The organism is Pseudomonas sp. m6p (assembly GCF_055760375.1).
In genome coordinates, this window is sequence record NZ_CM147084.1 from 4547449 (window position 1) to 4571808 (window position 24360).

Here is a 24360-nt window from a genome sequence, read left to right on the forward strand (position 1 = left end):
GTTTGGCAGGCTATTGAAGGGTTAAGGAAAGGATCGAATGGAGTTTCTGAGTTTTCTGGCATTTGTTGCGGCCTGGGGTTTGATGTGGCGCTGGGTGGTGAAAAACCGCGGCAGCTGGAATCTGTTTTACGGCAACATCGTTGGCGCGGCGGGTGGTTTTATCGTCGGCATGGTGGTGCTGTCGATCTTCCTGTCGTTGTTCCCGTCGGCGCATAAGCCCAAACGGGCGCCCACCGAAGAGGTGATCACCCAGAACGAAGTGACCACCAGTCTGCTGCCGGAAGCCGAGTCGGATTCGACGCCCGTGGCACTGGAAAACGCTCCGGGGTTCGCCGCTATCGAGCCAGACAATCAGCCTTCGCCGCCCGACTCCGCACTGCTGCCGAACTACGCCAACCGGGCACCGAAATCGATGGCGGAAAAAACCGTTCTGGATCAGAGCGACGCGCAGGGCCGCAAAGCGTTCAGCGCGCTGCGCGACAAACTTGCTCAGAATGGCGACAGCGACAAATCAATGCTCGCGTATGTCATGTGCAGCCCTTACGTGACCGGTGCCTTGCGCTTCCCGGCGTCGGCGCGCTTCGCTGACAGCTCCGCCGTGGTCACCCAACGCTTCAAGGGCCAGGTCTACACCCTCAGCAACAAGGTCACTGCACGCAACATGAATGGCGACGACGTCACTTATCGCTTCGAGTGCTCGGTGCAGGAGCAACCCGCTTCCAGCGAATGGCGACTGCTGGCGCTGAAGCTGCAGAAGGCTGACGCTTAAGCCTCGCTTAAGGGTTCAAGGCGCCGGCTGCGCTATCATCGCCAGCCTGTGCGCCTTGAGCTTTGCCTGCGAATGTCCTCGATACCTGCTGACCTGAATCCGTTGCCTCCGGTCTTGGCCGGCCCCCTGCTGCGCCGGTTGGAACCGACGCGGATCGTCCTGTGGCTGGTCGGCACCCGCGCACTGGCGCTGACCCTGCGCCTGCAAGGTGTAGGAGACATCCCTCTCGATGCCGGGAAATGCACGGTCATCCCCGTCGGCCGTCACGCTTTTGTCCATCTGATCGACGTTGTACTCGACAGCGCCCTGCCCTGCAACACGCGCATCGACTACGACCTGTTGATCGACGGCCACTCGCCCATCGCCGAATGGGCGTCGCACCTGCTGTACGCTAACGCTCGTTGTCCGAACCTTGTCGTGCGTTCGCGGATCGATCAGTTGCTGCACGGCTCCTGCCGCAAGCCGCATCATCCGGCGGCAGACGGTCTGCTGTGCGTTGACCAACTGCTGTCCAGCGAAACCGATCCGCAGCAACGCCCGACCCTGCTGATGATGAGCGGCGACCAGGTTTACGCCGACGATGTGGCCGGCCCGATGCTGCGGGCGATTCATGCGTTGATCGAGCGCCTCGGCCTGTTCGACGAACACCTCGAAGGTGCCGTGGTCAGCGACAGCGCCAAGCTCTACCAACACCCGGCCAGTTACTACCACCGTGCGGATTTGTTACCGGCGCTGGAGAGCAACGAGACCTTGCGCGAGCGATTTTTCGGCGGTGCGCGTAAGCCGATTTTCACCAGCAGCAGCGCCGACAACCACCTGGTGACCTTCGCCGAAGTGATGGCGATGTACTTGCTGGTATGGTCACCCGTTGCGTGGACGCTGATCAATCCTGCTGCTCCATCGCTGACGCCTGAACGCTTGCAGCGCTACACCCTGGAGCAAACCCGCATCGATGGCTTCAAGGCCGGTTTGGGCAACGTCGCCCGAGCCTTGGCGCATCTGCCGAGTCTGATGATTTTCGACGATCACGACATCACCGATGACTGGAATCTTTCCGCGCAATGGGAGGAAACCGCCTACGGCCATCCGTTCTCCAAACGCATCATCGGCAACGCCTTGATCGCCTACATGCTGTGTCAGGGCTGGGGCAACAATCCCGATGCGTTCAAGGATGTGCTGGGGAAAACCCTGGGGCTGAGCGCCAGCGGTGATGACCAGTATCTCGACAGCCCGGTGCAGGACGCGCTGATCGATGATTTGCTGCGCTTTCAGCATTGGCATTTCGTGCTGCCGAGCAGCCCGGCGCTGGTAGTGCTCGACACCCGTACCCGGCGCTGGCGCAGCGAGATGGCACTCAAGCAACCCTCGGGGCTTCTGGATTGGGAGGCGCTGTGCGAGCTGCAGCAGGAACTGCTGGATCATCCGTCGGCGATCATCGTGTCCCCCGCACCGATCTTCGGCGTGAAGCTGATCGAAACCGTGCAGAAGGTTTTCAGCTGGTTTGGTTATCCGCTGCTGGTCGACGCGGAAAACTGGATGGCCCACCGTGGCGCCGCGCAGGTGATCCTGAACATTTTCCGACACACCCGCACACCCGGAAACTACGTGGTGCTGTCCGGTGACGTGCATTACTCCTTCGTCTACGAAGTGCTTATCCGACACCGCAAAGCCGGGCCACGGATCTGGCAGATCACCAGCAGCGGGATCAAGAACGAGTTTCCGAAAACCCTGCTGGAATGGTTCGACCGCCTCAACCGCTGGCTCTACTCGCCGCGCTCGCCGTTGAACTGGTTCACCAAACGCCGACGCATGCGCATCGTGCCCTATACCCCGGAACATGCCGAAGCGGGGGAGCGGCTGTGGAATTCAGCGGGGATCGGCCAGGTGTTTTTCAATGCGCAGGGACAGCCGAGCGAGATCATTCAGCACAATTCGAACGGGGCGGCGAAGACGCGGATGCTGGCGCCGGAGTTGGGGGATTATCCGGACTAACCAAAAGTGTTTTTCCTACATTGGGAGCACCAGATGACCACGACGCGGCGGTTTCTCACTGCCAGCGACAGTGGATGAGGATTACAACCATCTCAGAAACGTCCCCAGAGTTCTTTAGCCATACTGAATGTGCTCGCAGTAACCCCTTCTGCGAAACAACCACTGGTAGGTATCGCCTTGTCATCATGTACTCATTTCTGTACGTTCTTTGCATCCAGCGAGGACTACGACATGCAAACCATCAACTACACCACCGCCCGTGCGCATTTGGCCGAAACGATGGATCGCGTTAACGAAGACCGGGCTCCCCTTCTGGTCACACGCCAAAAAGGCGAGCCCGTCGTGATGATGTCTCTGGCTGAATACAACGCACTTGAAGAAACGGCCTACTTGCTCCGCTCTCCAGCCAACGCCGAACGGTTGATCAAATCGATTGGCGAAATGCGTGCCGGAAAAGCCAAAGTCAGGCAATTGATCGAAGAATGAAAATCGAGTTCACGCCATCAGGCTGGGAAGACTACTTGTGGTTTCAGCAGAACGATAAGGCCGGACTCAAACGTATCAATCTGTTGATAAAGGCAATCCAGCGCGAACCGTTTGAAGGGATCGGCAAGCCCGAGCCGCTCAAACACAACATGAGCGGCTTTTGGTCCAGACGAATAACGGGTGAGCATCGTTTGGTCTACAGCATCGAAGGCGGTGAGATTTGCGTCATTAGTTGCAAATACCACTACTGAATGATGTGCCCCACACCTCTGACAATCATCCACACCTCCCGCTCATCAATCGTCAGCGGCGGCAGCAGCCGTATCGTCTTGCCGCGTGTCACGTTGATCAGCAGCCCATGATCTCGCGCCGCAATCAGCGTCAGATCGCGGATCGGCTGTTTCAACTCGATGCCGATCATCAAGCCCTGCCCGCGAATCGCCAGCACGTTGGGGTTGTCTGCCAGTTCGGCGCGCAGGCGGGTCAGCAAGCGTTCGCCCTGCACCCGGACATTTTCCAGCAAGCCTTGCTCTTCGATGATGTCCAGCACCGTGCAACCGACTCGGCAGGCCAGCGGGTTGCCGCCGAAGGTGCTGCCATGGCTGCCGGGGGTGAACAGGTCCGCCGCTCTGCCCCGTGCCAGACAGGCGCCAATCGGCACGCCGTTGCCGAGGCCTTTGGCCAGGGTCATGACGTCCGGCACGATGCCTTCATGCTGGAACGCAAACCACTGGCCGGTGCGGCCGATGCCGGTCTGGATTTCATCGAGCACCAGCAGCCAGGCGTGCCGATTGCACAGGTCACGCAGGGCTTTGAGGTAGCCGGGCGGCGCCAGTTGCACACCGCTTTCGCCCTGGATCGGCTCGACCAGAATCGCCACGATGCGCGCGCCGTGCTTTTGCTGCAGCTGATCCAGCGCCGCCAGATCACCGAAAGGCACTTTGACGAAATCCCCCGGCAGTTCATTGAAACCCAACCGCACCGCCGGGCCATCGCTGGCCGACAAAGTGCCCAACGTGCGGCCATGAAACGCGTTGGCCATGACCACCACCAGCGGCTGTTCGATACCTTTGCGCCAGCCGTATAACCGAGCCAGTTTCAGCGCAGTTTCATTGGCCTCGGCGCCGGAGTTGTTGAAGAACGCCCGCTCCATTCCCGACAGCTGCGTGAGTTTGCGCGCCAGTTGTTGCTGCCAGTCGATGCTGTACAGGTTGGAGGTGTGCAGCAGCATTGCGGCCTGTTCGCTGATGGCAGCCACGATGCGCGGATGCGAGTGCCCGACATTGGTCACCGCGACGCCTGCGACGGCATCCAGGTATTCACGACCGGCCTGATCCCACAGGCGAGTGCCCAGGCCTCTGGTGAAACTCAAGGCCAGCGGTTGGTAGGTGTTCATCAGGGCGGCGGTCATGACTTCAAACTCCAGTGAAGGTCGGTGTGTTTGCAGTATGGTTAGCCACCAGAACTGGATAAACTCGGCAAAACTTCAATCATTTAACAGCAGAGCTTGATAATGGACCTGTTGCAGGCGATGAGCGTCTACGTGAAGGTCGTGGAAGCCGGAAGCATGACGGCGGCCGCGTTGCAGTGCGAAATGTCCACCACCATGGTCGGAAATCACCTGCGCGCCCTGGAGCAACGGCTCGGCGTGCAACTGCTGCAGCGCACCACCCGCCGCCAGCGGCTGACCGAATTCGGCAGCGTTTACTATCAGCGCTGCCTCGACGTTCTGGGTTTGGTGGCCGACTCCGAACGCCTCGCCGAACAGGCCCTTGATGAACCCCGTGGCCTGCTGCGCATCACCGCGCCGCTGACCTTTGGTGTCGAACGCCTGGCCCCGGCACTCAGCGAGTTTTCCCTGCAATACCCGCAGGTGAAAATGGATGTGGTGCTGACCAACAGCCGACCGGACCTGCTGGAAAGTGGCCTCGACGTGGCATTTCGGCTGGGGCATTTCGAGCAGTCGAACCTGATCGCCCGGCCGCTGATCGACTACACCCTCACCGTCTGCGCCTCGCCGGCTTATGTCGCCCGGCGCGGCATGCCAATCACCCCGCAAGACCTGCAACAACACGACTGCCTGTCGTTCGCCTACCCTGCCGGCGACGACTGGCAATCGGTGGAAAAACGCTGGCGCCTCAGCGGCCCGCACGGCGAGATTCTGGTCGACGTCAGCGGCCCGATGTTGATGAACACCTCGGCCGGCCTGCATCAGGCAGCGCGCACCGGCATGGGCATCGTCATGCTGCCGGACGCGCTGGTGGAACAGGACCTGCGCGACGGCAAACTGGTGACGGTGATCCCCGATTACCAGCCACCGAGCCGTCCTTTGCATTTGCTGTACGCGCCGGATCGTTATCGTTTGCCCAAGCTACGTCGCTTCGTCGAATTTGCGATGAAAACCTGGGGCAGATCCTGACCCGGTTGCTATCGACTACGCTCCGATGATTGCCGACAAGGATGCTGCCACGTGATGAAGAACGACCTTACCGTACGCGATCTGTTGCCCCACGAAGTGGAGCCAGTTCGGCTGTTTCTCGGCCTACATGGCTGGGGACACCGGACAGGCTCCAGCGACTATTTCGCCCAACTCATCGAAAACTCGCAACGCACTGCCGTCGCACTGAGCGGCGAGCAAATCATCGGTTTCGCCCGAGGCATCACCGATGGTTTGTCCAACGGTTATCTGTCGATGGTGGTGGTTGATGGCCAGCATCGGCGCGCCGGCGTCGGGCGCGCACTGGTCGAGCATGTCATGGGGGACAACCCCGAGATCACTTGGGTCCTGCGCGCCGGGCGCGAAGGTGCGGAGGCGTTTTTTGCCAGTTTGGGGTTTGAAACATCGGTAATTGCCATGGAGCGACCAAGGCTCAAGCAACACATCTGAATCAGCTCCCGCTTTTCACCAACACCGGCTTCTCCTGATAACGCTGCGCAAACAACTGCTTCAACTGCGCGACCTTGGGCATGTCGTTGATCACGATGTACGGATAGCTTGGGTGTTCGGTCAGGAAGTCCTGGTGATAGTCCTCCGCCGGGTAGAAACCGTTGTAGGTTTCCAGTTTCGTAACGATCGGTTTGCTGTAGGCATGCGCCGCGTCGAGTTGAGCGATGTAGGCCTGGGCCACCCGTTGTTGATCGGCATTGACTGGGAACAGCGCCGAGCGATATTGCGTGCCGCTGTCCGGCCCTTGGCGGTTGAGTTCGGTCGGGTTGTGGGCCACCGAGAAGTAGATCTGCAGCAGGCTGCCGTAGCTGACTTGCGTCGGATCGAAGGTGACTTGCACTGACTCGGCATGACCGGTGTCGCCTTCGCTGACCCGTTCATATTGCGCCGTGTTCGCCGCGCCGCCGGCATACCCGGAGACGGCTTTCTGCACGCCTTTGACGTGCTGGAAAACCCCTTGCACACCCCAGAAACAACCACCGGCGAACACTGCGGTTTCGCTGTGCGCCTGAGTGGTTTCGTCGAGGGCCGGTGGCGGGATGACCACCGCATCCTCGGCGCCGAAAGAGAACGCCGAGCACTGACCGATCACACCGGCCATGGCGACACCGAGCAACACACGGCGCCAGTTGTTTTGAGCTTTCATGTTGCGCACTCCCGATCAGCCGAAGGTGAAGGCGTAAGCCGATACGCCCGGGTCAAGAAATTCGATGGTGAAGGTCCGATCCTTCACCGCATCGGTTTGTCGCACCAATTGGTACAGGCGCTGTTCGGTCACGCGACCGCTGCCATCCGCAGCGACATCCACACCATGGGCGGCACCCGGCGCCTGACCGTCAATCGAGACTTTGAAACGCACCGGTTTGCCATCCGTGCCCGGGCCCAGTACCAGATGCAGGTCGCGGGCATGGAAGCGGTAGACGATACGGCTGGCCGGCGCGCTGGCGATAGCTCGCTCGGCACCGACGGCCCACTGGCCGCCAAGGCTCCAGTCATTCAGGGTCAGGTTGGCCGGTGGGTTATAGGTCGCCACCTTGTCAGGCACCAGGCCGGTTTCCGGTACGAAATGTTCCGCACGCTGGTAGCCGACATAGGTTTCCGGTGATAGCACCTGATTCATGTCCGGCGCCTGTTGCACGCCTTGGGCATCGGCGTTGATCAAGCCGTCGGCGACAGTTTTCGCCCCGGCCTCACGCAGCAGCTGCTGAATGACCCGTTCCGATTCGGCGTATTCCCCTTCGCCAAAATGGTGGTATCGAATCCGTCCCTGAGCATCGGCAAAATAATGCGCCGGCCAGTATTCGTTGTTGAAAGCACGCCAGATCTTGTAGTCGTTATCGATGGCGACAGGATAGTTGATACCCAGCTCCTTCATGGCTTTAGTGACATTGCCCACATCGCGCTCGAAAGCGAACTCCGGGGCGTGCACGCCGATCACCACCAGGCCTTGATCGCGGTACTTCTCGGCCCACGCTTTGACGTACGGCAGCGTGCGCAGGCAGTTGATGCAGGAGTAGGTCCAGAAATCCACCAGCACCACTTTGCCCTTTAATGCCTGAGCGTCCAGCGGTGGCGAATTTAGCCATTGCACGGCGCCAGTGAGCGGCGGCAACTGACCTTCGACCGGCAATGTTCCCGGTGCCTTGTCGGCAACTTTCATCGCCCCGCCGGCAGCAGGAATCTGCGCCATCATGGTGCCGCTGCCCGTCGGCGATTTGCCGGAAAACTTGCCGACCAAGGCCTGTTCAATCCCGCCCGTGGACGCCGTCGAAATCCGCGCCAGAATGCCGGTATCGAGGCCCAGCGCGATCGCCACGACACCCGCGAGCATCGCCGCCCCCACCCCGCGCCGGATCCATTCACCAGTGCCAATCGAGCGCTTCATCAACGCAAACACCTTACCGCCCAGCAGCAGCGCCGCCGCCAGTGAAGTCGCGGCGCCCGCCGCGTAGGCGAGCAACAACAGCGTGGTGGCGATGCTTGCCCCTTGCAGCGCGGCGCCGGTCAGAATCAAACCGAGGATGGGCCCGGCGCACGGCGCCCAGAGCAGCCCCGTGGCGACGCCGATCAGAAACGAGGCGCCGGGACGCGGACGATTGTCCTGGCCGGCGGCCTCGGACAGCCGACTGCCGGCCGACACCAGCGGCCGCGTCAGGCGCTCGGCGAGGCGCGGCAGCAGCAGCGTCAGCCCGAACAGTGCAACGAACAGCAACGCGAGCCAGCGCCCGTACTGATTGACTTGCACCACCCAACCGCCGCCCACCGCCGCCAGCGTGGCGACGAGGGCGAAGGTCAGCGCCATCCCGGTCAATAGCGGCAAGCCACTCTTGATAAACGGCTGCCCGCTGCGAGCGAAGACAAAAGGCAGAACAGGCAGGATGCACGGACTGACGATCGTCAGCACACCGCCCAGATAAGCGAGAACCAAGAGCCACATGGTGTCGTCCTGTAGAAAGTGAAGGTCGAAAAAGTGCCATGGCTCATGCCGCCACGGGTTTGAACGTCATCGCCAGGCCATTCATGCAATAGCGCAGGCCGGTGGGTTTCGGGCCGTCATCAAAGACATGCCCCAAGTGCCCGCCGCAGCGCCGGCAGTGCACTTCATTGCGGACCATGCCGAAGGAACGGTCCTGACGCGTGGCCACCGCCTGTTCCAGCGGTGCCCAGAAACTCGGCCAGCCCGTGTGGCTGTCGAACTTGGTTGCCGATGAAAACAGCGCCAGGTCACAGCCCGCGCAGGCGAATGTGCCGCTGCGATGTTCGTTGTTGAGCGGGCTGGTATAGGCCCGTTCAGTGCCTTCTTCGCGCAGGATCGCGTATTGCTCATCCGAGAGCAGCGAGTGCCATTCGCTGTCGCTATGGGTCACCTCAAACGCCTCATCGGCTTGCGCCTGCTCGACCAGCGCGGTGCCCGGGGACAATTTTGGCAATACACCCGCCACCAGGGCTGCGAGCCCCAGCCCGCCGCTCGCTACGAGAATCTGTCGCCGTGAAAACATGGCCGTCTCCAAAAATTCCAGGTGCCTGTCATGGAACACAGCCTAGGCTTGGGTTGATCGCCAAATCCTCACGGGAAGTTAACGAATTCGTGATAACTCGCCCCGAGGAAAACCCGCACAATGCACTCACTGCGCCGAAGGATTGAGCTTGATGGAACCGACCAGACGCATCCTCGTGGTCGAGGATGATCAACACATCGCTGACCTGATTTGCCTGCACCTGCGCGACGAGCATTACGACGTCGTGCAAAGCGCCGACGGCGATGAAGGCATGCGTCTGTTGCAGCAAGGGCAATGGGATGCGCTGATCCTCGACCTGATGCTGCCGGGCGTCGACGGCCTGGAAATCTGCCGCCGCGCCCGGGCGATGGCGCGTTATACGCCGATCATCATCACCAGCGCGCGCTCCAGCGAACTGCACCGCATTCTGGGTCTGGAACTGGGGGCCGACGATTACCTCGCCAAACCATTCTCGATGCTGGAACTGGTGGCCCGAGTCAAAGCCTTGCTGCGCCGGGTCGACGCCATGGCACGCAACCTGAAAATGGACGCCGGCAGCCTCAGCCTCGATGGCCTGAACATCGACCCGATTACCCGCGATGTCACCCTCAATGGCGCGCGTCTGGACCTCACCCCGCGAGAGTTCGACCTGCTGTATTTCTTCGCCCGACAACCGGGCAAGGTCTTCTCACGCATGGACCTGCTGAACGCGGTGTGGGGCTACAGCCATGAAGGTTACGAGCACACGGTCAACACCCACATCAATCGCCTGCGGGCGAAGATCGAAAGCGATCCGGCGCAACCGACCCGCATCCTCACCGTGTGGGGTCGAGGCTATAAATTCGGCACGGAACAACCATGAGACTGAACCTGTCGCAGCGCCTGTCGCTGGTGTTCGCCGTTTTGCTGCTGGTGTGCTGCGGCACCTCGGCATGGCTGCAAGTGCGCTCCAGCAAGATGCATGAACTGGAAGTGGTGCAAGGCCTGTCGCGGGATCTGGCGCAGCACATCGCCCATGACACGGTGTTGATGGACAGCAATGGCCTGATGCCCGGTGCCGTGCGCGAACTGTTCAGCAAGCTGATGCTGGTCAACCCGAGTGTCGAGGTGTACCTGCTCGACAGCGAGGGGCGGATTGTCGGCAACGCGGCGCCGGAAGGCCATTTACGCCGGGAGACCGTCGATCTGGCGCCGATCCGCCGCCTGCTCAATGACCAGCCGCTGCCGATCCTCGGCGATGACCCGCGCAGTGCCGACGGGCGCAAGGTCTTCAGTGCCGCGCCATTGAAGGTCAACGGCAAGTCCGCCGGTTATCTGTACGTGGTGTTGCTCAGCGAAGAACACGATCGCTTCGCTGAACGGGGCGCGACCAGTGCCGCACTCAATACGGCGCTACTGTCGATCGGGCTGGTGGCGCTGTTGTGCCTGATCGCGGGGCTCACGGCGTTCAACCTGATTACCCGCCCCTTGCGCCGGTTGACCGAAACCGTCAGCCGCTTCGACATTGATGGCACGCCGCAACCTCTGCCCGCTCCGTCAGCAGCGGTGGATAAAAGCGCTGACCCGGATGAGATCGCCGTGCTTGATGGCGCCTTCCGCCAAATGCAAAAACGCCTCGGTGAGCAGTGGCGCTCATTGACCCGCCAGGATCAGGAGCGACGCGAACTGGTGGCGAATATCTCCCACGACCTGCGCACGCCACTGGCCTCGCTGCACGGTTATCTGGAAACCCTGTCACTCAAGGACGCTACGCTCACCGCCGAAGAACGCCGCCGCTATCTGGGTATCGCACTGGATCAGAGCCGCAAGGTCGGCGGATTGGCGCAATCGCTGCTGGAGCTGGTGCGTCTGGAACACGGTTTCGTGCAACCGGTACTGGAACGCTTTTCGCTGATCGATCTGCTGCAGGACATCTTCCAGAAATTCGAACTGGCCGCCGAAGCCCGCCATGTCGAACTCAAGGCCACCTTCGTGCCCAACCTGCCAACGGTCTGCGCCGACCTCGGGTTGATCGAACGGGTGCTGACCAACCTGGTGGATAACGCCTTGCGCTACACGCCTGCGGGCGGTGAAATCGAACTGGATGTGAAACCCCTGGGCGCCTTGGTCGAAGTCACCGTCAGCGACACCGGCCCCGGCATCGCTCCGGAGCTGCGCGAAGGTCTGTTCCTGCGTCCGTTCAATATTGGCGGGGCGCGACGTGACGGTGGATTGGGGCTGCGCATCGTCCACCGCATCCTGCAACTGCACGGGCGTGAGATTCAGTTGATCGATGTCGCCGGGCGCGGGGCGACTTTCCGCTTCACGCTGCCGACCGATCAGCAAACCGCTGAACAGTGGATGGTGCGCTCGATGAACCTGAACACGCCGGACAAATAATCCGCACCACCGGACTGTTGTTCCGTGACAACGCCGCCCCGCTCCCCTAAATTAACCGGCCTGAAAAAGACCTCGCGCTTTCTCGTTTCCACTCAAGTTAAAAAAGTAGTGAAATTTCAATGTCCGATTTCAACACCGCTGAATCCGTAGTTACCGAATCGTCCAAAGCGGAATACGAAAACTCCATCAATCTTTCACAACACCTTCCACAAGCCAAAATCATCAGCGAGATGGTGCTGGACGCCTTCCAGTCGACCCGCGAAAGCGACCAGATCCGCGAACTGCGCGCCGCGATCCGTCAGGCACACGACAGCTTCGACGACGACAAGGCCTATGAGCTGATGGGCGAACTCAAGCGCCTCAAGGACGCCGAGGCCGCCGACATCGCCGCCCTCGAAGACCTGAGCAGCAAGTTCTCGATCGGCCGCATCCTGTCCTGCTTCAAGGACGACCCGGCGTTCCAGGAAATCGTCTACGGCCTCGCGCTCAAAGTGCTGAACCAGACCCATCAAGCGATCAGCAACCCGAGCGGCGGCAAGAGCAAGGCCGCCAAGAAGAAAGAACTGGAAATCTTCACCATCAGCAAGGACGGCAGCAGCGTAACCCTGCCGCTGCGCACGCCGCGTTCGCGCCTGAACGTTGACCGTGAGGCGCTGGAGTTCCTCGGTTTCACTTTTGTTGGTGAAGGCGAAGAAGCCGAGCTGGAAGGCGAAACCTTCCTCGACAACGCCGGCACCGAACACGCAATCAACCGCAAGAACATCATCACCGCCCTGCAACAGCAGACCGCGTTCGATGGTTACAGCATCGCCGCACAGTAAATCCGGCGCCGACAAAAAGCCCCGCTCTGAGATTCAGGCGGGGCTTTTTGTTGGGCGCCAGAGCGTCAGACTTCCGGCTGCACCGCCGCGATCATGTCGACTTCGATCGCGGCGTTCTTCGGCAACTGATACACCCCGACCGTGGTGCGGGTGTGCCGGCCGGCATCGCCGAGCACATGGCTGAACACGTCCGATGCGCCGTTGGCCACCTCGCTCAGGTCAACGAAGTCCGGGGTCGACTTCACATACACCGTGACCCGTAGTAACGCCCGGATCTTGTCCAGCGAACCCACCGCATCGACGATCAGTGCCAGGCAGCGCATGGCACTGATGCTTGCGGCTGCCTGGGCATCCTTGAGCGTCAACTCCAACCCCACGCGACCGGGATACAGAATCCTGCCATTGACCCGCGGCACCATGCCGCTGATGTACAACTCATCGCGATGGCGGATCAGCGGCGCGTAATTGCCGCCAGCGGTGTTCTCGCCATAGATGTCGTAGTTCAGCTCTTGTGCCAGGGCAATGAAGCGTTCGTCGCAGGTCATCCTCTCAGTCATTTCGCCCAGCCTCTCGATTGATGCATGAATAACAGTGTCCCTGCGAAGTGGCATGGCGCTATCACCGTTATGGTTGGATCCAAATCTAGGGGGTTTACGCCGATATCGCAACTAAACCCTGTAGGAGCTGCGGCACGCTGCGATCTTTTGATTTTGATTGTATTTTTAAAGATCAGGATCAAAAGATCGCAGCGTGCCGCAGCTCCTACAAATGTATCGCGTCGAAGTGGCCTCTGCTCGCGATTGCCGACGCCTCGATCACCGAAAGCCAGCCAACAAAAAACCCCGCACATCTCTCAATGTGCGGGGTTTTTCGTGAAGCCATCCAGCCTTACGGCGCGTACGTCAGCAACAACTCGGCCGGCACCTTGAAGTCCAGGGACATCATGACGCTCAGGGCGGTGATGGTGAAGATCGAGAACACGAACAGCTTGCGTGCCCAGACCGTGTCATCCACCGCCTTGTAGCCGGTCCAGGCCATGTACAACCAGTACATGCCCATGGCCGCGGCGACGGCGAGGTAGCTCATGCCGGCGTAACCGCTGAAGGTCAGCATCAAGGTCGCCACGAGGAACGCCAGGATGTAGAGCAGGATGTGCTTCTTGGCCACCTCGATTCCGCGCTTGACGGGCAACACCGGAATCGATGCGGCCAGGTAGTCGTTGAAACGGAAGATCGCGATGGCATAGGAATGCGGCATCTGCCACAGGCTGAACATCACCAGCAGGGTCAGTGCGGCCATGTCGAAGCTGTTGGTCACGGCAACGTAACCGATCACTGGCGGCATGGCGCCCGACAGACTGCCCACCAGCGTGCCGTGCACCGACTTGCGCTTGAGGTACAGGCTGTAGAAGCCGACATAGATGATGAAGCCGATTACCGCGAACAGGGCGGCCAACGGGTTGGCCACCTTGTACAACAAGGCAACGCCGAGAACACCCAGGATGGTCGCGTAGACCAGGGCCAGTTTCAGGGAGATCAAGCCCTGCACCAGCACCCGGTTCTTGGTGCGTTCCATCTTCAGGTCGATGTCGCGGTCGATGCAGTTGTTGAACACGCAACCGGAGGCCACAACCAGGGAAGTGCCGATCATGGCGGCCAGGAACACCGCCAGATCTACATGCCCTTTCGAGGCCAGGAAGAACCCGCCTGCCACAGAAAGCACGTTACCGAAAATGATCCCCGGTTTGGTGATTTGGATAAAGTGCTTGAGCGACATCGGGTCTACCTCACTTCGCCATCATGTACGTGTGGATGCTGAACATGATCCACAGCGACAGGCCAACCAGCAGCAGGATCACGATGGCCGTAAAGACAAACGCGATCACGTTGTTACGTTGTGCAATCGAACGGTCCAGGTGCAGGAAGTAGTACAGGTGAACGATCACCTGGATTACCGCGAACAGCAGGACGATTGCCAGCGTCGTGGACTTCGGCAAGGTCGGGTACATCACCAGGCCGAACGGGATGACGGTCAGGATCACCGACAGGATGAAGCCGATGGCGTACGACTTTACGCTGCCGTGGCCAGCATCATGGCTGTCATGGGAGTGTGCATTAGCCATTACAGGGTCCCCATCAGGTAAACAACGGTGAATACGCAGATCCACACCACGTCCAGGAAGTGCCAGAACAGGCTCAGGCAGCTCAGACGGGTCTTGTTGGTCGCCGTCAGGCCGTGCTTGTTGACCTGGTACATCATGATGCCCATCCAGATCAGACCCGCGGATACGTGCAGACCGTGGGTACCGACCAGGGTGAAGAACGCCGACAGGAAGCCCGAACGGCTAGGACCGAAGCCCTCGGAGATCAGCAGGTGGAACTCGTTGATCTCCATGGCGATGAAGCCTGCGCCGAGCAGGAAGGTCATGAACAACCAGCCCAGAACCTGCTGCTTCTTGCCTTTGTACAACGCCAGCATGGCGAAGCCGTAGGTGATCGAACTGAACAACAGCAGAGCGGTTTCGCCCAGCACGTATGGCAGTTCGAAGATGTCGTGGCCCGACGGGCCACCGGCAACGTTGTTTACCAGTACTGCGTACACCGCGAAGATCGACGCAAACAGAATGCAGTCGGTCATCAGGTAGAGCCAGAAACCGTATACGGTCATCTCGCCCGAGTCGTGGTGATGGTCATCGTGCCCATGGTCACCATGGGCGTGTCCAACATTAGTCACTAAGTTCGACATGGTTTAAGCCTGTTCCAACGAGGTTACACGGGTGGCATTGGCCGGGATTTTCCCTGCCGCGACCAGACGCTTGTGCTGCTCGGCTTCGATGCGCTCGATCGTTTCAACCGGAACCATGTAGCCCTGGTCGTCACGTGCGGCGTGGATCACGAAGTAGATGACAGTGCCGGCCAGGCTGGCGATCGCCAACCACCAGATGTGCCAGATCATCGCGAAACCGAAGACGGTCAGCAGTGCGCCCATCACCACGCCAGTGGCGGTGTTGTTTGGCATGTGGATCGGCTCGTACTTGGCCGGAGCCTGGTACGCAGTACCGTTTTCCTTGGCTTCGGTGAACGGGTCGATGCAGTCAGCCTTAGGCAGCACAGCAAAGTTGTAGAACGGAGGTGGCGACGAGGTCGACCATTCCAGAGTGTGGGCATTCCACGGGTCACCGTGTTCGCACATGTTCTCTGGCTTGTTGCGGTCACGCACACTGACGTACAGCTGGATCAGTTGACAGGCGATACCGACAGCGATCATCACCGCACCGAACATGGCCACGTACAGGTACGGTACCCACTCAGGGTTGGTGGTGGCGTTCAGACGACGGGTCATGCCCATGAAGCCCAGTGCATAGAGCGGCATGAACGCGACGAAGAAGCCCGAGATCCAGAACCAGAACGCTGCTTTACCCCAGCCTTCGTGCAGCTTGAAGCCGAACGCTTTCGGGAAGTAGAAGCCGAAACCTGCGATGTAGCCGAATACCGCGCCGCCGATGATCACGTTGTGGAAGTGCGCAATCACGAACAGGCTGTTGTGCAGAACGAAGTCAGCACCCGGGATGGCCAGCAGTACGCCGGTCATGCCGCCGATGGCGAAGGTCACCATGAAGCCCAGGGTCCACATGACCTGGCTGGTGAAGCGCAGACGGCCCTGGTAGATGGTGAACAGCCAGTTGAACAGTTTCACACCCGTCGGGATGGAAATCAGCATCGTCGCCAGACCGAAGAAGGCGTTTACGCTGGCACCCGAACCCATGGTGAAGAAGTGGTGCAGCCAAACCATGAAGCCCAGTACCGAGATCGCGCCCGAAGCGTAGATCATCGAGTGGTGGCCGAACAGTTTCTTGCCGGTGAACGCCGAGATCACTTCCGAGAAGATGCCGAATGCCGGCAGGATCAGGATGTAAACCTCAGGGTGGCCCCAGGCCCAGAACAGGTTGACGTACATCATTGGATTGCCACCAAGTTCATTGGTGAAAATGTGGAAATCCATGTAACGGTCGAGGGTCAGCAGTGCCAGGGTAGCGGTCAGGATCGGGAACGAAGCCACGATCAGGACGTTAGCCCAGGTGCAGGTCCAGGTGAAGATCGGCATGTCCATCAGTTTCATGCCAGGGGTACGCATTTTCAGCACGGTGGCGAGGAAGTTGACCCCCGTCAGCGTCGTACCCAACCCGGATAGCTGTAGCGCCCAGATGTAGTAGTCCATCCCCACGCCAGGGCTGTACTGCAGACCCGACAGCGGCGGATAGGCAACCCAACCAGTCTTGGCGAATTCGCCGACGCCCAGCGACAGGTTGATCAGCACAACGCCGGACACCAGCAGCCAGAAGCTCAGGGAGTTCAGGAACGGGAAGGCAACGTCACGCGCGCCGATCTGCAGCGGCACTGCAAGGTTCATCAGGCCGGTGAAGAATGGCATCGCCATGAAGATGATCATGATCACACCGTGAGCGGTGAAGATCTGGTCATAGTGTTCAGGTGGCAGGTAGCCAGGCGAACCCTCGGTGGCCATGGCCAGCTGGGTACGCATCATGATGGCATCGGCAAAGCCACGCAGCAGCATGACCATGGCAACGATGATGTACATCACGCCGATTTTCTTGTGGTCGACCGACGTCAGCCACTCGGTCCACAAGTAGGTCCACTTCTTGAAGTAGGTGATTGCAGCGAACAACGCCAGACCACCGAGCGCGATCATCGAGATGGTGACCATCACGATCGGCTCGTGGAAAGGGATCGCTTCCCAACTTAATTTACCAAACATCGTTTACTCCTCTGCCCCGGCAGCTGAATGCGAATTCGAGTCCATGTCCGTTGCCGCCACTTCTTTCTCTTTCTTCTCGTGCTTCAGCGGCTTGCCCGGTTTCATGCCTTCGTACTTGTCGACGATGGTCTGGAACAGGTTCGGCGTGACCGAGGAGTAGAGCTCGACTGGATTGTTCTGGCTTGGCTTGGCAAGGGCTGCGTATTCAGCTTGTTCAAGCTGTTTAGGTGCCTTTTTGACTTCACTTACCCAGGCGTCGAAATCTTCCTGAGAAGTTGCGATCGCTTTGAATTTCATACCGGTGAAACCAGCGCCGCTGTAGTTGGCGGAGATACCGTCCATTTCAGCGTTGCGGTCAGCGATCAGGTGCAGCTTGGTGGTCATGCCCGCCATCGCGTAGATCTGGCCGCCCAGGCCCGGGATGAAGAACGAGTTCATCACGGCGTCGGAGGTGATCCGGAAGTTCACCGGAGTGTGCGCCGGGAACACGATCTTGTTGACCGTGGCAATGCCTTGTTCCGGGTAGATGAACAGCCACTTCCAGTCCAGCGCAACGACTTCGATGGTCACCGGCTTGACGTCGGATTCAATCGGACGGTACGGGTCCAGTTTGTGGGTCGAAATGTAGGTGATGTAACCCAGGGCGATGATGATCAGAACCGGGATGGTCCAGACCGCCACTTCGATTTTGGTCGAGTGCGACCATTTCGGGGTGTAGACGGCATCCTTGTTGGACGCGCGGTACTTCCAGGCGAACAGGAAGGTCATGACGATAACCGGCACAACGACCAACAGCATCAGCAGCGTGGCGGTGATGATCAGGTTGCGCTGTTCCAGGCCGACCTGGCCCGTTGGATTGAGCAGGGTCATGTTGCAGCCTCCCAGCAACAACGTGCCGAGCAGCGGCACTAGGCCTAGTAATCTGGGGTACCTGTTTTTACTCATCTCACGACCTCTAAAGCAGCTTGCGCAATGCAGTTGGGTTTTGATCGCCAACACTTCACCCTGCCAAGGGTTGGCATTTTCTTTGGATTGAATAAGGGCCGCCCGTCGCGCGTCAGACGCTCGACAAAACCTTGGGACAGCGGTCAGTTCTTATTCGAATTCGTGGTCAAAGGCCTTGTTACAGACCAATTCCATTTGGTGCGGAAAGTTGGAAGGCACCGACACCTGGGTGTCTCGAAAGCCTTTCGGCCTGCTCGACACCCGACTTCCTGTCCAGTTCCTTAATAAAGGTTGAACAGTGCCGGGAATTCAGTGCGGGCGATTGTAGATAGGTAGCGCCCTATACACCATGTCTTATCCCGAAATAATTTTTATCGCTCAGAGCAACAATCCATCACCGTTTTTGCAAAAGTTCCGCATGTTATCGAAATCGATTCTCAACAAAAACACCAAAAAATGTAGGCCTATACACCTCAGTTCAGACAGCTCCGAAGGCTTTTTCCCGACACCGAATTGGCGCAAAGCCCGATATTCAAAGGCCTCTGGCCATCTGCCAGAGCCTGTTAAAACTGCCTGATCTGGCACCCACGTGCAAAACCAGAAAAATGCCGAAACAGACCAATCCTTTTTTGTAACATTACGCCAATCCGGGTCGCCGAAAGCCCCTGCGACAGGGCGCGTGTGACAACATGTCGCACATCTGCCGCACTCTCCATTGCCGTTCGTCACGGTGATTTCACAATCACTCTGAAATGCAAAACGCCCCGATCGGCTGATACGCAAATCGGGGCGTTTTCTGTATCGGCCAATCTGCCGAAGAGTTGATTCAGCGCAGTGCTTTTCGGTTACGCGAGGTCAGCAGCGGCACCAGAATCACCACCAGCACGAACGCCACCAGCGCCCATTGCGCCAGCGACAGACCGAGGATCGGCGGGTACGGCGTCGAGCAGAAACCATCGACCTGGAAGCCCAGCGGGAAGATCTTCGCCAGCGGCAGGTCGTCGACAATCGGCTGCAACACATCGATGCCGCAGCTCACCGCCGGATAGAACTGGGTGTACACGTGATGCCCGGCAACACCGGCGCCGGCGATCGCGCAGATCACCACCAGCACTTCGAACACCGTGATGCTGCGGCGGGTGCGCATGGCCGCGCCGATAAACGCGAACAGCGCAATCAGCAGCAATGCATAACGCTGCAGGATGCACAGCGGGCATGGTGCCTCGCCCAGCACGATCTGCATGTACAGCGCGCCACCAATCAGTGCCAGGCAGATGATGCCCAGCAGTACCAGAAAGCGCCGCTCACGTCCCAGTCGAATCGTTTCCTCGCTCATCGCGTTTCCCTTGTATGTCCATGGTTCAGCTGGCTGGCGGCTGCGCTTGCAGTTGCGCCATCAGACTGATGTTGTCTTCGATATGCCAATTGGCCGCGATGCGACCGTTGTCGATCTGATAGATATCGGTTGCCCGGAAGTCTACACGCTGGCCCTGCCCTTTGAGAGCCTTGAACGTACCGCTGAAGTGGCCGCGAAAGTGCAGGTGCACCACCACGCGGTCACCGGCAATGATCATTTGCTCGATCTCGCAGCTCAGGTCCGGCACCGCCGTGCGAAAGAACTTCGATGCCAGCAACGGCCCGCTCGGGCCCTGCACCCGACCTTCGGGCGGGGTCTTGTCGACAAACTGCGGCGACAAGGCTGCTGTGGCCAGGGCCTCTTCCCCGCTGTTCCAGAAACTGCCGTAACGCCGCGCCGCCAATTCCATTGCGTCGCGCTGAGCCTTGGGCAGGCTCTGATCGACGATCAGGGTCTGTGGTGCGATCAACGCCGATTCGGCCGAAGCAAACGGACTGGCCAGCAAAGCAGCCGCCAAGCCCAGGGTTACCAGGCTCAAACGAGAGGAGAAGATGATGTGCGACATGGGGGCGATCCTGATCAGTTAAACGAACGAGCGCCTATCATCAGCATCGGGGAATAAACGATAAACCGGTTAAGAAACGATTAACCTTTAAACACTTTTTAAGAATCAAGGTTGCGTAACGGCCATCGCGGGCAAGCCCGCTCCCACAGATTCAGCGTCGTTCACACATTTTGTGCACGCTACAAATCCTGTGGGAGCGGGCTTGCCCGCGATGCAGGCGACTCGGTGTTGACAATTACTCCAAAGCCGCCGCCGGCCCGAAGAACTCATACCGGCTCTGCTGCTCCGGCACACCCAGTGCTTTCAGATGCCGCTTGATCGCGCCCATGAAGCCCTTCGGCCCGAGGAAGTAAGCATCGACGTCACGTTGCGCCGGCAGCCATTCAGCCAATTGCTCTTGACTGAGCATTCCGACCTTGTCCGCCGCCGGGCTCACGCCGTCATCTTCGGCGTAGCAATAGAAGCGCTTGAGCTGCGGATGACGCGCCGCCAGCCCGTCGATCCAGTCGCGGAACGCATGCACGCTGCCGTTGCGCGCGCAGTGGATAAAGTGCACCGGGCGCTCGGTTTGCAACGCCGCCTCGAGCATCGCCAGGGTCGGGGTAATGCCGACACCGCCGCTGATCAGCACCAGCGGTTTGTCGCTGGCAGTCAGGGTGAACTCGCCCGATGGCGGGAACAGTTGAATGCTCGCGCCGACGTGCAGTTGATCATGCAAGTGGTTGGACGCACGACCACCCGGTTCGCGTTTGACGCTGATGCGGTACTGACCTTTATTGGCCAGTGCCGACAGCGAGTAATTACGGCGGATTTCTTCACCATCGAGGATCAGCTGCATGCCGATGTACTGACCCGGCTCGGCGGCAAGGATCGGGCCTTTGTCCGCCGGCTCGAAGTAGAACGAAATGATTTCCGCGCTTTCCTCAACCTTGTCCACCACGATGAACTCCCGCGCCCCGCGCCAGCCGCCGAGCGCTTGTTCCTTCTGGTCGTAGATCGCCGCTTCAGCGCCAATCAGGATCTCGGCCAGTTGCCCGTACGCCGCGCCCCACGCGTTCATCACTTCCGGCGTAGCGATTTCGTCGCCGAGCACTTCGGAAATGGCGCGCAGCAGGCAGGTGCCGACAATCGGGTAGTGCTCCGGGAGGATTTGCAGGGCGACGTGCTTGTTGATGATCTTCGCCACCAGATCGCCCAACTGGTCGAGCTGATCGATGTGTCGGGCGTACATCAACACGCCATTGGCCAAGGCACGTGGCTGGTCGCCGCTGGCCTGATGCGCCTGATTGAACAACGGGCGCACCTCAGGGTATTCGGAGAGCATCATGCGGTAGAAGTGGGTGATCAGCGCTTCACCGCCGCTTTCCAGCAGAGGCACAGTGGATTTGACAATGGCACGATCCTGAACGCTAAGCATAAGAGTGACTCCAGAGCTTTTTTGAGAATTGCCTTAGGCTTATCAGCTTTCATGCCAGATATTTTATCGTTATAAATCAATAGCTTAATTTTTACGTAGTCATTTGGACACGAAGCACTTTATAGTCATATCGACCACATCGAGTCTCTTTGACTACATACCATGACCGCCAAATCCCTGCTCACCGCTTTACTGCCGCTGGTCTCCGACCTGTCCCGCGAACTGCCCGAAGGCGAGCGCTATCGGCGCCTGCTCGAAGCCCTGCGCGCCCTGCTGCCGTGCGACGCCGCCGCGTTGCTGCGCCTGGACGGCGAATGGCTGGTGCCGCTGGCGGTGGATGGTTTGAGCACCGACACCCTCGGCCGGCGCTTCAAGGTCAGCGAACATCCCCGTTTCGAGATCCTGCTGGACGGCGCCGGGCCGAAACGGTTCGCCGCCGACAGCGACTTGCCCGATCCTTACGACGGCTTGGTCGATGGTCTGGGCGATCACCTCGAAGTGCATGACTGCCTCGGCTGCCCGCTGTTCGTCGACGAAAAGCTCTGGGGCCTGATCACCCTCGATGCGCTCGATCCGGAGCGTTTCGAACCGATCGAACTCGACGCCCTGCAAGCCTTCGCCAGCCTCGCCTCGGCCACGGTCAACGCCGCCGAACGTATCGAACGCCTGGCGCTGCGCGCCGAAGACGAGCATCAGCGCGCTGAGGTCTACCGACAGGCCAGCGGTCAGCAGCAGCGCGAAATGATCGGCCAGAGCAAGGCGCACAAACGGCTGGTGGAGGAAATCAATCTGGTCGGCGGCAGCGACCTGACCGTGCTGATCACCGGCGAAACCGGGGTCGGCAAGGAGTTGGTGGCGCAGGCGATCCACGCCGCGTCGCCGCGCGCCGACAAACCGCTCATCAGCCTCAACTGCGCGGCCCTGCCCGACACCTTGGTCGAGAGCGAATTGTTCGGCCACGTGCGCGGCGCCTTTACCGGCGCTACCAGCGACCGCCGCGGCAAGTTCGAACTGGCCAATGGCGGCACGCTGTTTCTCGATGAAGTCGGCGAACTGTCGCTGACCGTGCAGGCCAAGTTGCTGCGCGTACTGCAAAGCGGCCAGTTGCAGCGGCTCGGCTCGGACAAGGAACATCAGGTCGATGTGCGCCTGATCGCCGCGACCAACCGCGATCTGGCCGAAGAAGTGCGCAGCGGCCGCTACCGCGCCGACTTCTATCACCGCTTGAGCGTGTACCCGTTGCGAGTGCCGGCACTGCGCGATCGCGGCCGCGATGTATTACTGCTCAGTGGCTTCTTTCTGGAACAGAACCGTTCGCGCATGGGCCTCAACAGCCTGCGCCTGAGCAGCGACGCCCAGGACGCGCTGCTCGCCTACACTTGGCCGGGCAACGTGCGCGAGCTGGAACACTTGATCGGGCGCAGTGCGCTGAAGGCGCTGGGCAATTGCAAGGTAAGGCCGAAGATTCTCAGCCTGAGCGCGGCGGATCTGGATTTGCCGCGGGAGGTTGTGGGTAACTCAATTGAGCCGGCTGCCGAGGTGCCCGCGATGCCGTTGATCAACGGCGATCTGCGCAGCGCCACCGAGCAATATCAGCGGCAGTTGATCAGTGCTGCGCTTGAGCGTCATCAGGATAACTGGGCGAGTGCGGCGCGGGAGTTGGGGCTGGACCGGGCGAATCTTGGGCGGATGGCAAAACGCCTTGGGATGAGATAGACCTCCATTGTGGCGAGGGAGCTTGCTCCCGCTCGGCTGCGCAGCAGTCGAAAAAACAGCGGACATGACCAACCTGATACACGGCGGTGGATGGTTATGGGAGCGCTTCGCACTCCAGCGGGAGCAAGCTCCCTCGCCACACCGTTTAACCCGAATTGGGGATTGAGCCTAAAGCCTGCCCCCGACAAGTCGATAACCCGGCATCAATAGTTTCTGGCGATTTGCACCCTCGCCCATCACCTTTTTCCACAGAAGGTTTATATGTCTTCCACCAAAGCCCGCGCAGATTCACTTTCGCTTCTGCTGTTTACCTTGCGCAGCGGCAAGCTGATGGCGATCAACCTGCTGAAAGTCAGTGAAATCATTCCCTGCCCGCCGCTGACCAAAATGCCCGAGTCGCATCCGCACATCAAAGGCATTGCCACCCTGCGCGGCGCGTCGCTGTCGGTGATCGACCTCAGCCGCGCCATTGGCGAGCGACCGCTGGAAGACCCGAACGGCGGCTGCCTGATCGTTACCGACGTCAGCCGTTCGAAGCAGGGACTGCACGTGCAGGCGGTGAGCAAAATCGTCCATTGCCTGACCACCGACATCAAGCCGCCACCGTTCGGCTCCGGCGGTTCGCGCGCCTACATCACCGGCGTGACCTCGGTCGACGGCACGCTGGTGCAAGTGCTCGACATCGAGAAAGTCATCCACAGCATCGCCCCGGCACAAATCGAAATGGCTCCGACCGACCTGAGCATGGAAGACGCCGAAGTCCTTGGTAACGCACGGATTCTGGTGGTCGACGACAGTCAGGTGGCGCTACAACAATCGGTGCACACTCTGCGCAACCTCGGCCTGCAATGCCACACCGCGCGCAGTGCCAAGGAAGCCATCGACTGCCTGCTGGATCTGCAAGGCACCGCGCAGCAGATCAACCTGATCGTCTCCGACATCGAAATGTCCGAAATGGACGGCTATGCCTTTACCCGCACCCTGCGCGAGACGCCGGACTTCGCCCACCTCTACGTGCTGCTGCACACCTCGCTCGACAGCGCGATGAACAGCGAAAAGGCCCGCCTGGCCGGGGCTAACGCGGTGCTGACCAAGTTCTCTTCGCCGGAACTGACCCAGCGTTTGATCGAAGCCGCCAAACACGTCGCAGCCAACGGTCATTGAATCTTGAGCCAGACGTACTGCTTTTTG

General features: G+C 59.8%; 24 protein-coding genes. 11 read left to right on the forward strand and 13 right to left on the reverse strand.

The window, feature by feature from the left end; all coding sequences use genetic code 11:
* The first annotated feature begins 37 nt into the window (after positions 1-37).
* The 4 genes from ACYZUM_RS20615 to ACYZUM_RS20630 all read left to right on the forward strand — a co-directional run bounded on the left by ACYZUM_RS20615 (position 38) and on the right by ACYZUM_RS20630 (position 3498).
* Complete coding sequence (locus tag ACYZUM_RS20615) at positions 38-769, forward strand: hypothetical protein (protein WP_473061147.1); 732 nt, start codon at positions 38-40, stop codon at positions 767-769.
* A gap of 72 nt (positions 770-841) precedes the next feature.
* Positions 842-2761 (forward strand): alkaline phosphatase D family protein, encoded by a 1920-nt coding sequence (locus tag ACYZUM_RS20620; protein ID WP_473061148.1) that lies wholly within the window; start codon positions 842-844, stop codon positions 2759-2761.
* A gap of 231 nt (positions 2762-2992) precedes the next feature.
* Positions 2993-3247 carry a type II toxin-antitoxin system prevent-host-death family antitoxin gene (locus ACYZUM_RS20625; RefSeq protein WP_086791676.1) on the forward strand — a complete coding sequence of 85 codons (255 nt, stop codon included), beginning with the start codon at positions 2993-2995 and terminating at the stop codon, positions 3245-3247.
* Entirely contained in the window at positions 3244-3498 is a 255-nt protein-coding gene (locus tag ACYZUM_RS20630; RefSeq protein ID WP_086791674.1) for a Txe/YoeB family addiction module toxin, read from the forward strand. The genes ACYZUM_RS20625 and ACYZUM_RS20630 overlap by 4 nt, the downstream gene beginning before the upstream one ends.
* On the opposite strand, the gene ACYZUM_RS20635 is transcribed toward ACYZUM_RS20630, so the two are convergent.
* The gene (locus ACYZUM_RS20635) at positions 3492-4658 is read right to left on the reverse strand and encodes an acetylornithine/succinylornithine family transaminase (protein ID WP_473061149.1); all 1167 of its coding nucleotides are present in this window, start codon (positions 4656-4658) and stop codon (positions 3492-3494) included. The genes ACYZUM_RS20630 and ACYZUM_RS20635 overlap by 7 nt on opposite strands.
* Before the next feature lie 102 nt (positions 4659-4760).
* Between ACYZUM_RS20635 and ACYZUM_RS20640 the strand changes: the two genes are divergently transcribed.
* Together ACYZUM_RS20640 and ACYZUM_RS20645 are read left to right on the forward strand one after the other, a co-directional pair.
* Positions 4761-5666: a LysR family transcriptional regulator gene (locus ACYZUM_RS20640; protein ID WP_095668369.1), complete on the forward strand. Its 906-nt coding sequence runs from the start codon at positions 4761-4763 to the stop codon at positions 5664-5666.
* Positions 5667-5720: 54 nt separating this feature from the next.
* Positions 5721-6134: a GNAT family N-acetyltransferase gene (locus ACYZUM_RS20645; RefSeq protein WP_473061150.1), complete on the forward strand. Its 414-nt coding sequence runs from the start codon at positions 5721-5723 to the stop codon at positions 6132-6134.
* 1 nt (position 6135) lies between these two features.
* Here the strand turns inward: ACYZUM_RS20645 and msrA are convergent, their stop codons facing one another.
* The 3 genes from msrA to msrB are packed head-to-tail and all read right to left on the reverse strand — an operon-like array spanning position 6136 to position 9193.
* On the reverse strand, positions 6136-6840 hold the full coding sequence (gene msrA, locus ACYZUM_RS20650; protein WP_473061151.1) for a peptide-methionine (S)-S-oxide reductase MsrA: 705 nt from the start codon (positions 6838-6840) through the stop codon (positions 6136-6138).
* Positions 6841-6855: 15 nt separating this feature from the next.
* Positions 6856-8631 carry a cytochrome c biogenesis protein DipZ gene (locus tag ACYZUM_RS20655; RefSeq protein ID WP_473061152.1) on the reverse strand — a complete coding sequence of 592 codons (1776 nt, stop codon included), beginning with the start codon at positions 8629-8631 and terminating at the stop codon, positions 6856-6858.
* Between the two features lie 43 nt (positions 8632-8674).
* Complete coding sequence (gene msrB, locus ACYZUM_RS20660; protein WP_086791664.1) at positions 8675-9193, reverse strand: peptide-methionine (R)-S-oxide reductase MsrB; 519 nt, start codon at positions 9191-9193, stop codon at positions 8675-8677.
* A gap of 151 nt (positions 9194-9344) precedes the next feature.
* Here msrB and ACYZUM_RS20665 point away from each other — a divergent pair, with 151 nt between their 5' ends.
* From ACYZUM_RS20665 to ACYZUM_RS20675, 3 genes are all read left to right on the forward strand, one after another.
* Positions 9345-10055, forward strand: a complete 711-nt coding sequence (locus tag ACYZUM_RS20665) for a response regulator transcription factor (protein ID WP_473061153.1) — start codon at positions 9345-9347, stop codon at positions 10053-10055.
* Positions 10052-11572, forward strand: a complete 1521-nt coding sequence (locus ACYZUM_RS20670; protein WP_473061154.1) for a sensor histidine kinase — start codon at positions 10052-10054, stop codon at positions 11570-11572. Before ACYZUM_RS20665 ends, ACYZUM_RS20670 begins: the two co-directional genes overlap by 4 nt.
* Before the next feature lie 119 nt (positions 11573-11691).
* Positions 11692-12393 carry a hypothetical protein gene (locus ACYZUM_RS20675; protein ID WP_222018438.1) on the forward strand — a complete coding sequence of 234 codons (702 nt, stop codon included), beginning with the start codon at positions 11692-11694 and terminating at the stop codon, positions 12391-12393.
* Between the two features lie 65 nt (positions 12394-12458).
* Here ACYZUM_RS20675 and ACYZUM_RS20680 read toward each other — a convergent pair whose 3' ends face one another.
* The 9 genes from ACYZUM_RS20680 to hmpA all read right to left on the reverse strand — a co-directional run bounded on the left by ACYZUM_RS20680 (position 12459) and on the right by hmpA (position 21453).
* Positions 12459-12950: a RidA family protein gene (locus ACYZUM_RS20680; protein ID WP_202369001.1), complete on the reverse strand. Its 492-nt coding sequence runs from the start codon at positions 12948-12950 to the stop codon at positions 12459-12461.
* Between the two features lie 331 nt (positions 12951-13281).
* The gene (gene cyoE, locus ACYZUM_RS20685) at positions 13282-14169 is read right to left on the reverse strand and encodes a heme o synthase (protein ID WP_003227980.1); all 888 of its coding nucleotides are present in this window, start codon (positions 14167-14169) and stop codon (positions 13282-13284) included.
* 10 nt (positions 14170-14179) lie between these two features.
* Positions 14180-14515 carry a cytochrome o ubiquinol oxidase subunit IV gene (gene cyoD, locus ACYZUM_RS20690; protein WP_041071757.1) on the reverse strand — a complete coding sequence of 112 codons (336 nt, stop codon included), beginning with the start codon at positions 14513-14515 and terminating at the stop codon, positions 14180-14182.
* Complete coding sequence (cyoC, locus tag ACYZUM_RS20695; RefSeq protein WP_003227982.1) at positions 14515-15138, reverse strand: cytochrome o ubiquinol oxidase subunit III; 624 nt, start codon at positions 15136-15138, stop codon at positions 14515-14517. The genes cyoD and cyoC overlap by 1 nt, the downstream gene beginning before the upstream one ends.
* A 3-nt stretch (positions 15139-15141) precedes the next feature.
* The gene (gene cyoB / locus ACYZUM_RS20700) at positions 15142-17169 is read right to left on the reverse strand and encodes a cytochrome o ubiquinol oxidase subunit I (protein ID WP_003227984.1); all 2028 of its coding nucleotides are present in this window, start codon (positions 17167-17169) and stop codon (positions 15142-15144) included.
* 3 nt (positions 17170-17172) lie between these two features.
* Positions 17173-18114, reverse strand: coding sequence for a ubiquinol oxidase subunit II (cyoA, locus tag ACYZUM_RS20705; RefSeq protein WP_027612162.1), 942 nt, complete (start codon positions 18112-18114; stop codon positions 17173-17175).
* An 826-nt stretch (positions 18115-18940) separates the two neighbouring features.
* A complete protein-coding gene (locus ACYZUM_RS20710) occupies positions 18941-19450 on the reverse strand; it encodes a disulfide bond formation protein B (protein ID WP_025109264.1) in 510 nt (169 codons plus the stop codon).
* 25 nt (positions 19451-19475) lie between these two features.
* Complete coding sequence (locus ACYZUM_RS20715; RefSeq protein ID WP_473061155.1) at positions 19476-20036, reverse strand: ester cyclase; 561 nt, start codon at positions 20034-20036, stop codon at positions 19476-19478.
* Positions 20037-20271: 235 nt separating this feature from the next.
* Positions 20272-21453, reverse strand: coding sequence for an NO-inducible flavohemoprotein (gene hmpA, locus ACYZUM_RS20720; RefSeq protein ID WP_473061156.1), 1182 nt, complete (start codon positions 21451-21453; stop codon positions 20272-20274).
* 162 nt (positions 21454-21615) lie between these two features.
* Between hmpA and norR the strand changes: the two genes are divergently transcribed.
* Complete coding sequence (gene norR, locus ACYZUM_RS20725) at positions 21616-23169, forward strand: nitric oxide reductase transcriptional regulator NorR (protein ID WP_473061157.1); 1554 nt, start codon at positions 21616-21618, stop codon at positions 23167-23169.
* 261 nt (positions 23170-23430) lie between these two features.
* On the forward strand, positions 23431-24333 hold the full coding sequence (locus ACYZUM_RS20730; RefSeq protein ID WP_007968390.1) for a chemotaxis protein CheV: 903 nt from the start codon (positions 23431-23433) through the stop codon (positions 24331-24333).
* Positions 24334-24360: the final 27 nt, after the last annotated feature.

What these genes read in the sequence shown, in the direction of transcription:
- ACYZUM_RS20615 (WP_473061147.1), top strand. Translation starts at nt 38, where the DNA reads ATGGAGTTTCTGAGTTTTCTGGCATTTGTTGCGGCCTGGGGTTTGATG.
- ACYZUM_RS20620 (WP_473061148.1), top strand. Translation starts at nt 842, where the DNA reads ATGTCCTCGATACCTGCTGACCTGAATCCGTTGCCTCCGGTCTTGGCC.
- ACYZUM_RS20625 (WP_086791676.1), top strand. Translation starts at nt 2,993, where the DNA reads ATGCAAACCATCAACTACACCACCGCCCGTGCGCATTTGGCCGAAACG.
- ACYZUM_RS20630 (WP_086791674.1), top strand. Translation starts at nt 3,244, where the DNA reads ATGAAAATCGAGTTCACGCCATCAGGCTGGGAAGACTACTTGTGGTTT.
- ACYZUM_RS20635 (WP_473061149.1), bottom strand. Translation starts at nt 4,658, where the DNA reads ATGACCGCCGCCCTGATGAACACCTACCAACCGCTGGCCTTGAGTTTC.
- ACYZUM_RS20640 (WP_095668369.1), top strand. Translation starts at nt 4,761, where the DNA reads ATGGACCTGTTGCAGGCGATGAGCGTCTACGTGAAGGTCGTGGAAGCC.
- ACYZUM_RS20645 (WP_473061150.1), top strand. Translation starts at nt 5,721, where the DNA reads ATGAAGAACGACCTTACCGTACGCGATCTGTTGCCCCACGAAGTGGAG.
- msrA (WP_473061151.1), bottom strand. Translation starts at nt 6,840, where the DNA reads ATGAAAGCTCAAAACAACTGGCGCCGTGTGTTGCTCGGTGTCGCCATG.
- ACYZUM_RS20655 (WP_473061152.1), bottom strand. Translation starts at nt 8,631, where the DNA reads ATGTGGCTCTTGGTTCTCGCTTATCTGGGCGGTGTGCTGACGATCGTC.
- msrB (WP_086791664.1), bottom strand. Translation starts at nt 9,193, where the DNA reads ATGTTTTCACGGCGACAGATTCTCGTAGCGAGCGGCGGGCTGGGGCTC.
- ACYZUM_RS20665 (WP_473061153.1), top strand. Translation starts at nt 9,345, where the DNA reads ATGGAACCGACCAGACGCATCCTCGTGGTCGAGGATGATCAACACATC.
- ACYZUM_RS20670 (WP_473061154.1), top strand. Translation starts at nt 10,052, where the DNA reads ATGAGACTGAACCTGTCGCAGCGCCTGTCGCTGGTGTTCGCCGTTTTG.
- ACYZUM_RS20675 (WP_222018438.1), top strand. Translation starts at nt 11,692, where the DNA reads ATGTCCGATTTCAACACCGCTGAATCCGTAGTTACCGAATCGTCCAAA.
- ACYZUM_RS20680 (WP_202369001.1), bottom strand. Translation starts at nt 12,950, where the DNA reads ATGACTGAGAGGATGACCTGCGACGAACGCTTCATTGCCCTGGCACAA.
- cyoE (WP_003227980.1), bottom strand. Translation starts at nt 14,169, where the DNA reads ATGTCGCTCAAGCACTTTATCCAAATCACCAAACCGGGGATCATTTTC.
- cyoD (WP_041071757.1), bottom strand. Translation starts at nt 14,515, where the DNA reads ATGGCTAATGCACACTCCCATGACAGCCATGATGCTGGCCACGGCAGC.
- cyoC (WP_003227982.1), bottom strand. Translation starts at nt 15,138, where the DNA reads ATGTCGAACTTAGTGACTAATGTTGGACACGCCCATGGTGACCATGGG.
- cyoB (WP_003227984.1), bottom strand. Translation starts at nt 17,169, where the DNA reads ATGTTTGGTAAATTAAGTTGGGAAGCGATCCCTTTCCACGAGCCGATC.
- cyoA (WP_027612162.1), bottom strand. Translation starts at nt 18,114, where the DNA reads ATGAGTAAAAACAGGTACCCCAGATTACTAGGCCTAGTGCCGCTGCTC.
- ACYZUM_RS20710 (WP_025109264.1), bottom strand. Translation starts at nt 19,450, where the DNA reads ATGAGCGAGGAAACGATTCGACTGGGACGTGAGCGGCGCTTTCTGGTA.
- ACYZUM_RS20715 (WP_473061155.1), bottom strand. Translation starts at nt 20,036, where the DNA reads ATGTCGCACATCATCTTCTCCTCTCGTTTGAGCCTGGTAACCCTGGGC.
- hmpA (WP_473061156.1), bottom strand. Translation starts at nt 21,453, where the DNA reads ATGCTTAGCGTTCAGGATCGTGCCATTGTCAAATCCACTGTGCCTCTG.
- norR (WP_473061157.1), top strand. Translation starts at nt 21,616, where the DNA reads ATGACCGCCAAATCCCTGCTCACCGCTTTACTGCCGCTGGTCTCCGAC.
- ACYZUM_RS20730 (WP_007968390.1), top strand. Translation starts at nt 23,431, where the DNA reads ATGTCTTCCACCAAAGCCCGCGCAGATTCACTTTCGCTTCTGCTGTTT.